We start from the raw sequence: 13,181 nt of genomic DNA on the forward strand, positions 1-13,181 counted from the left end.
TAATATAAATGGGCTAAGGTTTCATTTATATTAAACTGTAATATTATTCATTTTATCCGATAAAAACATGAATAAAATTCTTCTAATATTATTTTTCATTGGAAATATATTAAATACTACCACAATACATGGACAGAACAACTGCCCTCTAATTCCATGTCCACAAAGCAGTAACAGAATAAATGAGACATTCCAACTATCAAACAGATGTGTTATTGTATATACTGAAGAGTTTGAACCTCAAGCTTACCTTCTACAGAAAGAGCTTCTCCGATATACTTCAATCGCCGTAAGTGTACTTCCTGATAAAGAAACTCAAAATTCAAACATAATATGCAATATTATTGAACTTAAAAAAGGCTATAAATTCAATACAGAAGGATATTCTTTAAAAATGCGCGCCAAAAGCATAACTATTACAGCAGGACAACCAAGCGGAATGATAAATGGCATCATGTCTCTAATTCAATTAACTAGATTATCCATGCAGCAAGACACCTTTATACCTGTCGAGTGCTGGGAAATAGAAGACAGCCCTTTATATGCGTGGAGAGGTTTTATGTTAGATGAAGCCCGTCATTTCTGGGGTATGAGAAAAGTAAAACAGATTTTGGATTGGATGGCCTTTTATAAGCTAAACAGATTTCATTGGCATCTGACAGATTCTCAAGGTTGGAGAATAGAAATAAAAAAATATCCCAAACTAGCTCTTATTGGAGGAATCGGAAACTATGGAGAAGAATACACCTCTGCACAATTCTACACACAAGAAGAAATAAAAGAAATTGTATCTTATGCTCGAGAAAGAAACATACATATCATACCTGAAATCGATATGCCGGGACATGCGTCTGCCGCCTCCAAAGCATATCCAAAATTTAGTAGTGGCGGTTCTCCTAAATATCCCGGATATACCTTCAATCCTGGGAAAGATTCTGTATACACTTATTTAACAGACATCCTAAAAGAAGTAGATGCGCTGTTCCCCTCCCAAATAATCCACCTTGGAGGAGACGAAGTACATTATGGTAATCAAGACTGGAATACCAACAAGGATGTCCAAGATTTGATGAAACATGAAAAAATGAAGAATTTAAAAGACGTAGAGAATTACTTTTTCCAAAGGATGGCTGATTCACTTCTGCTTATCCATAATAAAGTAGCAGCTTGGGATGAAGTGGCTGATTCCAAATTATCTCCAAAGCAGACCATCGTATTTTTTTGGAGACAGAACCGACCTGAACAACTCCAGAAATCATTAGATAGAAAATTTAATATTGTATTATGTCCACGATTGCCAATGTATCTTGATTATGCACAAGACACTTTACAAGTACATGGGGTTGACTGGAGAAAATTCTCATGTAACTCTTATCAAAAAGTATATTCTTTCAGTCCACAAGATATACCTGTCAAATATCCTCAAAATTGCAACATACTAGGAATACAAGCTAATCTATGGACAGAACGTATTGAAACAGAGGACAGACTTGATTATATGCTTTTTCCCCGGATAGTAGCACTGGCCGAAAATGCATGGGCAAAAGAAATGAATAAAAATATCGATTCTTTCAATGTACGTCTAAAAAAACAATTTGATTTATATAAAAAAGATCATATCTACTATTCAAATCCTTTTGCCCCTAAAGAAACCGGAGAACCTGTTAGATAAAACCAACATTCAGAAAAATGAAAAGAGTTAATATTTACACATTTCTATTTTGTACTATATTCCTTGCAATAGAATGTTATGCTCAACAAGCATCCTATCCCAAGTCAAAGATATTGCAGAAAAACTTTTCCAGCAATCTTAAAGAGCAATTAAGAGAACTAGAAAAAGATCCTTTCGTGCAGTATTTAAACGAATGCCGGGGAAAATGGAAAGACAATCCCTACAGACCAATCTATCACTTTTCCAGTCCGGAAAGTATTTTACACGACCCTAACGGTTTATGCTATTGGCAAGGAAACTGGCATCTATTTTATCAATATTTGCCCTCTAAGGATTTCAGACAACACTGGGGACATGCAGTCAGTCATGATTTAATTCATTGGAAAGATCTACCCATAGCTTTATATCCCGGTCCAGAAAACATGTGCTATTCCGGTGCTACCTTAGCCGAAAAAGACAAAGTCATAGCTATGTATTATGGAGTTGACTTAGGAGATATTGTGGCTACATCCAGCGATCCATTATTACTAAACTGGGAAAAGATAGCAACACCGGCTATTCCAAGAGTTAAATCTAGAGAAACTCTACCATATTATGTGTTTGACCCTGCCATTTGGAAAGAAGACAGCATATACTACGCCGTAACAGGAGGGCGAACAAATACAGGTCCGGGACACAAAGCAATGAGATCAACATCTCTTTTCTCTTCAAAAGATCTAAAAAACTGGAAATACGAACATGACTTCATGAAAAATGAACGTTTTTTACCACCAGGAGAAGACGCCTCATGTCCATACTTCTGGCCAATAGGAAACAGGCACATCTTTCTATTTTTTAGTCATACAACCGGTAGCCAGTATTTATTAGGCGACTATAATAAAGAAGAACATTGTTTTTATCCAACATTTCACGGACGTTTTAACTTCATGTCTTTTCTTCCCGGAGGAGTACATGCGCCAAGCGCAACAAGTGATGGCAAAGGAGGAGTCATAGTTATACATAATATGCATACGGGTAAAAAGACGTCCGGTTGGAGGGGTATAACAACCCTTCCAAGAAGGCTCACATTAGATAAATGTGACACAATCAACATACAACCATACGGAGATTATGAATCACTTCGTACCCACCATAAACATATAGATAAGCTCAACCTACCGGCAAACGAGGAAATCATAATCGATAACATAAAAGGAAATGCACTTGAAATCAAGGCTGAAATCAATATAAACTCTTCGCCAATGATAGAAATGAATGTTCTACGTTCACCAGATAAAGAGGAATTTACTTCTATCAAATTTTTCAAGGATAGAGGAGTGGACTTAGTCAGAACAAATCCTGCAATGAAAAATCAAAGATGGAGTTTGATCTCACTTGAAACCGCTCACTCTTCCATACTCCCGGATGTAATATCCAGAGCACCAGAACTTGCTCCTGTATATCTTAAGCCGGACGAAACGCTCAAGTTGCATATATTTATAGACAAAAGTATTGTTGAAGTCTTTGTTAACGACAAACAAGTGGTAACAGCACGAGTTTATCCTGGGAAAAAAGAAAGTACAGGCATTTCACTAAAATCACAGGGAACGGATGCAACACTTATAAGTATGGATGTCTGGCAGATGAAAAGTACATACAAAGAATTACAGAATGATTTTATAAAATAACCTTTGATAAGAATACGTTTTTTGAATATAGCTTTTCGCTTTTCTTCTAAAAACATCACTTCTACATACCTAACTTTGCAAATAGAAAATAAGAAAACCCTGTAAACTAATTTATCTATAATAATGGAAAACAATAATACCTCAAATAAAAAGACCTACTACATTTCAATAGCCATTCTCGCCGGAATGTTCTTTATTTTTGGATTTGTCTCTTGGGTCAACTCCATACTCATTCCTTATTTCCGTATATCTTGCGAACTGACACATTTCGAATCCTACTTTGTAGCATTTGCTTTCTATATTGCCTATTTTGTAATGGCCGTTCCCTCAGGAGTGCTGTTAAAGAGAGTAGGCTTCAAACGAGGGATTATGTACGGCTTCATGCTAACTGCATTGGGGGCTTTCATATTCGTTCCGGCCGCTTTAGCCCGACAATTCGAGATCTTTCTGATCGGTTTGTTTTCCATAGGAACAGGGTTGGCAATCCTGCAAACAGCAGCCAATCCATACGTAACCATTATCGGTCCGATTGACAGTGCTGCCCGGCGTATCAGTATCATGGGGATATGTAACAAATTTGCCGGAATCATTTCTCCTCTCATTTTCGCAGCACTGATTCTGAAAGCAGATGACAGTGAACTTTTTGCCTTGATAGAATCGGGTACATTGGATGCAACAACCCAAAATGCCATGCTTAACGAGCTGATACAACGTGTTATCGTTCCGTACGCTATACTAGGAGTGTTGCTTTTATTAGCGGGAATCGGTATCCGTTATTCTGTCTTACCGGAAATTAATACGGATGAGCAGAATGCGACAGACGACAAAGAAAGCGGGCATAGCAACCGGAAAAATATTTTTGGCTTTCCATACCTCATTTTAGGCGCATTAGCGATCTTCTTTCACGTAGGAACACAAGTAATAGCCATTGACACTATCATTAATTATGCCAATTCTATGGGTATGGATTTACTGGAAGCAAAAGCATTTCCCTCATATACTTTGGCATGTACAATGATCGGCTACATATTGGGAATCATCGTAATCCCCAAATATATCTCACAAAAGAACGCACTGATTGCGTGTACAGTACTAGGATTATTCCTCTCATTTGGAGTTGTATTGGCTGACTTTAATGTAACTCTTTTCGGCCATCAAGCCAATGCCTCCATCTTTTTTCTCAATGCACTAGGCTTTCCCAATGCACTAATTTATGCAGGTATCTGGCCATTATCCATTCATGGATTAGGAAAGTTTACGAAAACAGGTTCCTCACTGCTAATCATGGGACTTTGTGGAAATGCGATCCTACCGTTAGTTTACGGTCATTTTGCTGAAATATATGATTTGCGTATCGGCTACTGGGTATTAATCCCTTGCTTCCTTTATCTTGTATTCTTTGCTGTTAAAGGGCACAAGATCACTTCATGGAGATAAAAAACAAATGATGAATAAACCTCAAACAACATAAAATGAAGAGACTAATCATTATAAATGGACAACTCATCTTTCCGGACCATATAGATACCGGTAAAGCATTGATATGCAACAACGGAAAGATTGAACAAATCGTCACCAATGAAATGCTTGAAATAAACCCGGACGATCAAATAATAGATGCGAAACAGCAGTATGTATCTCCCGGTTTTATTGATATGCATGTTCATGGGGGTGGCGGGCACGACTTTATGGACGGAACAGTGGAAGCATTTCTAGGGATCGCGGAAGTTCATGCGAAGTACGGAACAACAGCTATGGTACCTACAACGCTAACCTGTACCGATGAAGAATTAATGAATACTTTTACCACCTACAAAAAAGCAAAAAGCCTCAACAATAAAGGCGCTAAGTTTATAGGGTTACATCTTGAAGGTCCTTATTTCTCACCCTCCCAATGTGGAGCCCAAGACCCTAAATTTCTTAAAAAGCCATATCCAAAAGAATATAACCATATTATAAATGTCTCACAGGATATTGTGCGTTGGAGTGTTGCTCCGGAACTGGAAGGAGCTATCGAAATGGGTAAAGAATTGCAAAGACAGCATATCCTCGCTTCCATTGCACATACCGACGCAATCTATGAAGAAGTGGAAAAAGCATACAAATCCGGGTATACCCATGTTACCCACTTATATTCGGCCATGTCATCCGTAACACGCAGAAATGCTTTTCGATATGCAGGAGTAGTGGAAGCAGCCTATTTGATTGACGACATAACTGTGGAAATCATTGCTGACGGCATACATCTCCCCAAACCGCTTCTTCAGTTTGTCTATAAATTCAAAGGACCCGATAAAACTGCACTTTGCACTGACGCAATGCGAGGAGCAGGAATGCCGGACGGAGAATCCATTCTGGGAAGTCTGACCAATGGTCAGAAAGTAATTATCGAAGACGGAGTTGCAAAAATGCCGGACCGTTCAGCCTTTGCAGGCAGTGTAGCTACTACCGACCGCTTAGTCAGAACTATGATACAAGTAGCCGACGTTCCTCTCACCGACGCTGTACGCATGATGACGCTTACCCCCGCCCGCATCTTACATATAGATTCATCTAAAGGTTCTCTTGAAATAGGCAAAGATGCTGACATCGTCATTTTCGACAATCAAATCCATGTTATTAACACAATATCAGAAGGCCATGTTATCTATAGTAAATGAATCAGAAACCAAAGTATTTCAACAAGAGCTGTTGACCGTTAAAATTTATCCCACTCTCCAACAGATGGGCAACGAAGCAGCAAAAGAAGTAGCTGACAGAATCTGCAAACTCTTGGAAGAAAAGGCTGAAATCAATATGATCTTTGCCGCCGCTCCCTCACAAAACGAATTCTTAAATCATCTAATTCACGATAAGCGAATTGACTGGACCAGAATTAATGCCTTCCATATGGATGAATACATCGGTATTCATCCGGACGCGCCACAAAGTTTCGGTCATTTCCTCCGCATCCGTATTTTCGATAAAGTTCCTTTCAAAAAAGTGAACTACCTGAATGGACGTGCAGAGAGCCTTGAAGAAGAATGCAAACGATATGCCAATCTACTTACTAAGTATCCGGTGGACATTGTCTGTCTGGGTATCGGAGAAAACGGGCACATTGCTTTCAATGATCCGGATGTGGCTGATTTCAATGACCCCAAACTGGTGAAGATCGTAAAACTCGATCCGGTATGCCGCCAGCAGCAAGTCAACGAGAAATGCTTCGAGAGACTGGATTTAGTACCCAAAGAAGCATTGACACTAACAATTCCCGCCTTGCTAAAAGCAGAATGGATGTTTTGTATTGTACCTTTCAAAAATAAGGCCCATGCAGTATATCGAGCTATTTACGGTGAAATTTCAGAAAAATGTCCGGCTAGTATATTGCGAAGAAAAGAAAAATCTTCGTTATATTTGGACGCAGAAAGTGCAGAACAGATAAATCTATAACCAATCATGAAAAACAGAATCGCTTTTTTCTTTATATTACTGATGATCAGCACCAGTATATACGCACAAAAAATAATGAGAATAGGAATCATCGGTTTGGACACTTCCCATTCTACCGCTTTTACAGAATTGATCAATGGCGGTTCCGATGAAACTTTTTCTAAAGGGTTCCGGATAGTAGCCGCTTATCCGTATGGTTCTAAAACAATTCAATCCAGCTATGAACGTATTCCCGGATATATTGAAAAAGTAAAAGCACAAGGAGTAGAAATCGTTCCTTCCATAGCAGAGCTATTGGATAAAGTAGATTGTGTACTTCTGGAAACAAATGACGGACGGCTTCATTTGGAGCAGGCAATGGAGGTATTCAAAGCTGGTAAGATTTGCTACATAGACAAACCTATCGGAGCTACATTAGGAGATGCTATTGCTATCTACGAGATGGCGGAAAGATACAACATACCGATCTTTTCATCCTCTGCCTTGCGGTTTACTCCCCAAAATCAGAAACTGCGGAATGGAGAACTAGGCAAAATTTTAGGAGCAGACTGCTATTCTCCACATAAAGTGGAGCCTACCCATCCGGATTTCGGTTTTTATGGGATTCATGGAGTTGAGACTCTGTACACTATTATGGGTACAGGATGTGAGTCTGTCAACCGTATGTCTTCTGACAGAGGGGATATTGTAGTGGGGCGCTGGAAAGACGGAAGAATCGGCACATTTCGAGGAATCACCAAAGGACCGCAGATTTATGGAGGTACAGCCTTTACACCCAAAGGCGCAGTAACCGTCGGAGGATATCAGGGATATAAAGTACTCCTCAAACAAATCCTAACATTCTTCCAAACAGGAGTTGCACCTATTTCAAAAGAAGAAACAATTGAAATATTCACTTTTATGAAAGCTTCTAATATGAGTAAAGAGCAGAATGGAAGAATCGTCACATTGGAAGAAGCTTATCAAAAAGGTAGAAAAGATGCACAGAAATTAATTAAGGCTTATAAGTAAGAATAAAGGATGAAACGCATATACAACAATATAGGTTTTTTAATACTTTCATTGGCGACTGCCTCATGCTCCTTATCTAAAAGACAGGCTGACAATGAAGCAGACACGAACGAATCTCGTAAAATAGAGCTGATCGTTTTAGATCCGGGACATTTCCATGCCAGTTTACTCCAAAAAGACACGCTGACAGATGTCAACGATACAATCCACATATATGCTCCCGAAGGGACAGGACTCAACCAATATATGGAAAGTATCAACTCTTATAACCAGCGTGCAGAGGCCCCCACCTCATGGGTAAGCCAAGTATATACAGGAGATGATTATCTCTCCCGGATGCTCACCGAACAGAGAGGAGATGTTGTTGTTTTAGCAGGAAACAATCAAAAAAAGACACAATATATAATAGAATCCATCAAGGCTGGATACAACGTTCTTTCGGATAAGCCTTTAGCTATCACCCAACAAGACTTCGACTTACTGGTTGAAGCTTATCAGTTGGCGAAAGAAAAAGACCTTCTTTTATATGATTTGATGACAGAGCGATATGATATTCTCAACATCATAGAAAAAGAATTATTACAAAAGAAGGAACTGTTCGGCGAACTACAGCAAGGTTCACCGGAGAATCCTTCTATCACTATGGAAAGTGTTCACCATTTTTTCAAAAACGTATCCGGCAAACCATTGCTCAGGCCTGCCTGGTATTACGATACAGCGCAACAAGGTGAAGGTATTGCTGATGTAACCACTCATCTTATTGATCTGGTGCAATGGCAGTGTTTTCCGGACAAAACGATCCATTATCTGTCGGATGTGAAAGTAACCAAAGCTACACACTGGGCCACTCCAATCACATTGCCAGAGTTCTGCCAATCAACTCAAATGGATTCTTTCCCTCCTTATCTTCATAAATACGTAAAGAATAATGTATTGGAAGTACTGGCAAATGGAACATTAAATTTTACGATTAAAGGAATTCATATAGGAATGAAAGTCATTTGGAACTATACTCCTCCAACTAATGGTGGAGACACCTTCACCTCTATCAAAAAAGGTAGCAAAGCCACATTAAAAATAGTCCAGAATAAAGAGAACGGATTTATAAAAGAGCTCTACATCCAAAAAGCCCAAAATACTGAAAATGCCACATTCAAGACTCAGCTGGAGAAAACCATTAAAGAATTGCAAGATACTTATCCATTCTTATCTATAAAAGAAAGAAAGAACGGACTTTATCTGATTGATATTCCACAAGTATGCAGATCAGGACATGAAGCTCATTTCAGCAAAGTTGCCAAAACATTCTTGCATTATCTTCAATACAAGGATATGCCGGAATGGGAGAATGAAAACACAATCTCTAAATACTATATTACTACCACTGCAGTAGAAATGGCTAAGTCAAGAGATAAATAAATGAATCAATAGAATGTCAGCAACAAGATACCAATATTATGATAATGAATCCATGTTTCATGGATTCATTCCTCATATCATGGGGACACGATTTGATATCTTGATCATTCATCCTGATGTTACTCTATTACACCGGATATGGGTAACTATCACAAATGAACTGGAATACCTGGATAGAATATTAAATCGCTTTGACCCGAAAAGTGAAGTTAGCAAAATCAACTCCTTACATTCTCAGAACTCCATTCCTATCAGCGCTGAATTAGGTAATATTCTTCAACTCTGCCAGTACTACTATGAACACACGTTCCATCTCTTCGACATTACGTTGAAGGATTTCTCGGAAATACAATTCTGTAACCGACACATTTCTTTGCCTGCATCCGAACTCACACTCGATTTCGGAGGATTCGCGAAAGGTTATGCACTACAAAAAATCAGGAATATCCTCCAACAAGAAAATTTGCAGGATGCTTTTATAGATTTTGGCAACAGTTCGATACTAGGTATGGGACATCATCCTTACGGCAATTGTTGGAAAGTAAGTTTTCTGAACCCATACAACCAAAGCATTTTAAAAGAATTCAACCTGAAAGACTGCGCATTATCAACTTCAGGCAACACGTTACAATACAATCGGCACATCATCAATCCACTTACCGGGATATATAACGGTGAACGGAAAGCGAGTACCATATTATCCCCCGATCCTTTGGAAGCGGAAATACTCAGTACAGTCTGGATGATTGCCGACCACAGGCAACGGGAGCATATTGCAAAGAACTTTAAAGATATACAAGCAACTCTATACGATTTATAATATGAAAGATAAAAACAAAAAGGGAGTAGATCTAGGTCTCAGACAATTCATAAAGAATCTGGGATACGTAGCTGGAGGGACTGCTTTGTTAGCAACGACTCCATGGCTTACCTCTTGCACTCCGGAAAAACTAAAAGAGATCAAACATGAGAAAGCACGGGTAGCCCTAATCGGTACCGGTTCCAGAGGGCAATATCATATTCATAACCTAAAAGAGATACCTCATGCGCAAATCGTCGCTTTATGTGACAATTATGCTCCAAACCTTCAACAGGCGTTGAAACTTTGTCCCACTGCCAAGCCATATACGGATTATCGTAAACTATTAGAATCCAAAGACATTGACGGAGTCATTATCTCCACTCCTTTGAACTGGCACGCTCCTATGGTACTAGACGCACTAGCCGCCGGGAAACACGTCTTTTGTGAAAAAGCAATGGCACGTACATTAGATGAATGCAAAGAAATCTACGACACTTACATACATACCAACCAGGCACTTTATTTTTGCATGCAACGTATGTATGATGAAAAATACATCAAGGGAATGCAAATGATTCATTCCGGCCTTATCGGAGATGTGGTAGGCCTGCGCTGCCACTGGTTCCGTAATGCGGATTGGCGTCGTCCGGTTCCCTCTCCCGAACTGGAACGGAAGATCAATTGGAGACTATACAAGGAAAGCTCCGGAGGATTAATGACCGAACTAGCCTGCCATCAATTGGAAGTTTGTAATTGGGCAGCCGGAAGGATTCCGGAATCCATTATGGGTATGGGGGATATCGTATATTGGAAAGACGGACGGGAAGTATATGACAGCGTCAATGTAACCTACAGATACTCCGACGGAATCAAAATAGCATACGAATCACTAATTGCCAACAAGTTCAACGGTATGGAGGACCAGATACTCGGAAGTAAGGGGACAATGGAAATGGCAAAAGGTATTTATTATCTGGAGGAGGATCATTCAACATCGGGTATCCGACAGTTGATCGGGCAGGTAAAAGATAAAGTTTTTGCAGCCATACCAACCGCAGGACCGAGTTGGAGACCAGAGACAAAAATGGAATATACACCACATTTTATCATTGACGGAGATATTCATGTAAACAGTGGGCTAAGCATGATCGGAGCAGATAAAGACGGTTCGGATATTATCCTGTCTTCTTTTTGCCAATCCTGCATAACCGGAGAAAAAGCGCAAAATGTAGTGGAAGAAGCATATTGCTCAACTGTTCTATGCTTGCTTGGCAATCAAGCCATGGATGAGCAACGCAGCATTCTCTTCCCCGACGAATATAAAATACCTTATATGAAATTCTAAATCATGAAAGATATTATCATCACATCAAAAAAACTGAAACGAGAAAGAAATATCTATCTTTTAAGTTTCATACTGGCATTTATCATCAATATCATTGCCGTCATTGTCTACACCCGGCCATGGATTGAATTAATATCCCAAATCGGATATGTGATTGTCATCAGCTTTCTCATTTACTTCCTACTATGGATTCCTCGAGGAATTTACAATGCTTTTTTCTACCTTTTCCGAAGGAGAAAATAAAAGAATTACGTTTTTTGAAGGAAAAATGACGGAAAAGCCCATTCATATATCCCAATAACAACCTAATTTTGAGAAAAAATAAATACTATGACTACAAGAAGAGATTTCATCAAAAAAACAGTGGCAGGCACAGCTGCCCTTTCTTTAGGAAGTATTCTTCCGGGATTCGGTTCCAACAGGTATCAAGATATTCTGGGAGCTAACGAAAAAATACGTATCGGAGTTATTGGTGTAAATTCCAGAGGCAATGCTCTCGCTCAAGGATTTGCCAAACAACCCGATTGTGAAGTTACATACATTTGCGATGTTGACTCCCGAGCACTTGAAAAATGCCAGGCCGCTATCCGCAAACTGACCGGCCGAACTCCCAAAGGAGAAAAAGATATACGCAAGATGTTGGAATCCAATGAATTTGAAGCGGTAGTAATTGCCACTCCGGACCATTGGCATGCCAAAGCCGCCATCATGGCAATGCAAGCAGGCAAACATGTCTACCTGGAAAAACCTACCAGCCATAATCCGGCAGAAAACGAAATGTTGGTACGGGCAACATTAAAGTACAATCGAGTTGTTCAAGTAGGCAACCAACGCAGATCGTTCCCGAATGTAATCAAAGCGATGGAAGAAATCAAATCGGGCACTATCGGCAAAGTGAGATATGCCAAATCATGGTATGTCAACAACCGCCCATCTATCGGAACCGGCAAAGTAATTCCCGTACCGGATTATCTAGACTGGGATTTGTGGCAGGGCCCCGCTCCTCGTGTACCCGATTTCAAAGACAACTTTATTCATTACAACTGGCATTGGTTCTGGAACTGGGGAACCGGAGAAGCTTTAAACAACGGAACGCACTTTGTAGATATGCTACGCTGGGGATTGGGAGTAGACTACCCCACAAAAGTAGACTCTATCGGTGGACGTTACCGCTATCAGGATGATTGGCAAACACCGGACACCCAACTCATCACTTTCCAATTTGGCGACGAAGCGTCTTTCTCATGGGAGGGACGTAGTTGCAACACAATGCCGGTAGACGGATATGGAGTAGGAACAGCATTCTATGGAGATACGGGAACCATCTTTATCGGTGGCGGCAACGAATATAAAATAACAGATATCAAAGGTAAGACAATCAAAGAAGTAAAGAGTGATTTAAAGTTTGAAACCGGCAACCTGCTAAATCCTTCGGAGAAATTAGATTCTTTTCATTTCCGGAACTGGTTTGACGCTATCCGCAAAGGTACTAAGTTAAACTCCGGAATTGTAGATGCCTGTATCAGTACCCAGCTAGTACAATTGGGTAATATTGCTCAGCGCGTCGGCCATTCATTACAAATCGATCCGGGAAGCGGCCGTATTCTCAACGACCTTGAAGCCAATAAGCTTTGGGGAAGAGAGTATGAAAAAGGTTGGGAAATACGTGTTTAAACCATATCTACATTTCCCGTTTTCATTAGGTCTATAATTTCACATAAAGGTATATCTAGTCCAAGATATGCCTTTATTCTTTTCTTCCATAAGCTGATTTATACCCTTTTAACATTCGGAATATCCCCCTTTCTTTTCCGAAATCTCTTTTATTTTTGT

The 13,181-nt window shown here is 39.7% G+C and carries 10 protein-coding genes; all 10 read left to right on the forward strand.

Annotated elements, in window-relative coordinates:
* The first annotated feature begins 67 nt into the window (after window positions 1-67).
* The 10 genes from ACNOGP_RS02280 (at window position 68) to ACNOGP_RS02325 (ending at window position 13,022) form a co-directional block, all read left to right on the forward strand.
* Window positions 68-1,672 carry a beta-N-acetylhexosaminidase gene (locus ACNOGP_RS02280; protein WP_418213981.1) on the forward strand — a complete coding sequence of 535 codons (1,605 nt, stop codon included), beginning with the start codon at window positions 68-70 and terminating at the stop codon, window positions 1,670-1,672.
* A 17-nt stretch (window positions 1,673-1,689) separates the two neighbouring features.
* On the forward strand, window positions 1,690-3,339 hold the full coding sequence (locus ACNOGP_RS02285) for a glycoside hydrolase family 32 protein (protein WP_270492021.1): 1,650 nt from the start codon (window positions 1,690-1,692) through the stop codon (window positions 3,337-3,339).
* A gap of 123 nt (window positions 3,340-3,462) precedes the next feature.
* The gene (locus tag ACNOGP_RS02290; RefSeq protein WP_270492019.1) at window positions 3,463-4,776 is read left to right on the forward strand and encodes a sugar MFS transporter; all 1,314 of its coding nucleotides are present in this window, start codon (window positions 3,463-3,465) and stop codon (window positions 4,774-4,776) included.
* Window positions 4,777-4,811: 35 nt separating this feature from the next.
* On the forward strand, window positions 4,812-5,999 hold the full coding sequence (gene nagA, locus ACNOGP_RS02295; protein ID WP_186966440.1) for an N-acetylglucosamine-6-phosphate deacetylase: 1,188 nt from the start codon (window positions 4,812-4,814) through the stop codon (window positions 5,997-5,999).
* Window positions 5,980-6,771, forward strand: a complete 792-nt coding sequence (locus ACNOGP_RS02300; RefSeq protein ID WP_029425922.1) for a glucosamine-6-phosphate deaminase — start codon at window positions 5,980-5,982, stop codon at window positions 6,769-6,771. The genes nagA and ACNOGP_RS02300 overlap by 20 nt, the downstream gene beginning before the upstream one ends.
* 6 nt (window positions 6,772-6,777) lie before the next feature.
* Window positions 6,778-7,782, forward strand: coding sequence for a Gfo/Idh/MocA family protein (locus ACNOGP_RS02305; protein ID WP_418213982.1), 1,005 nt, complete (start codon window positions 6,778-6,780; stop codon window positions 7,780-7,782).
* Between the two features lie 9 nt (window positions 7,783-7,791).
* Complete coding sequence (locus ACNOGP_RS02310) at window positions 7,792-9,201, forward strand: putative oxidoreductase C-terminal domain-containing protein (protein ID WP_418213983.1); 1,410 nt, start codon at window positions 7,792-7,794, stop codon at window positions 9,199-9,201.
* Window positions 9,202-9,253: 52 nt separating this feature from the next.
* Window positions 9,254-10,021, forward strand: coding sequence for an FAD:protein FMN transferase (locus ACNOGP_RS02315; RefSeq protein WP_017143001.1), 768 nt, complete (start codon window positions 9,254-9,256; stop codon window positions 10,019-10,021).
* Between the two features lies 1 nt (window position 10,022).
* Window positions 10,023-11,348, forward strand: a complete 1,326-nt coding sequence (locus tag ACNOGP_RS02320; RefSeq protein WP_143865094.1) for a Gfo/Idh/MocA family protein — start codon at window positions 10,023-10,025, stop codon at window positions 11,346-11,348.
* A gap of 330 nt (window positions 11,349-11,678) precedes the next feature.
* Window positions 11,679-13,022, forward strand: a complete 1,344-nt coding sequence (locus ACNOGP_RS02325) for a Gfo/Idh/MocA family oxidoreductase (RefSeq protein ID WP_007763650.1) — start codon at window positions 11,679-11,681, stop codon at window positions 13,020-13,022.
* Window positions 13,023-13,181: the final 159 nt, after the last annotated feature.

The organism is Bacteroides difficilis (assembly GCF_048319815.1).
Lineage (GTDB): Bacteria > Bacteroidota > Bacteroidia > Bacteroidales > Bacteroidaceae > Bacteroides > Bacteroides zhangwenhongii.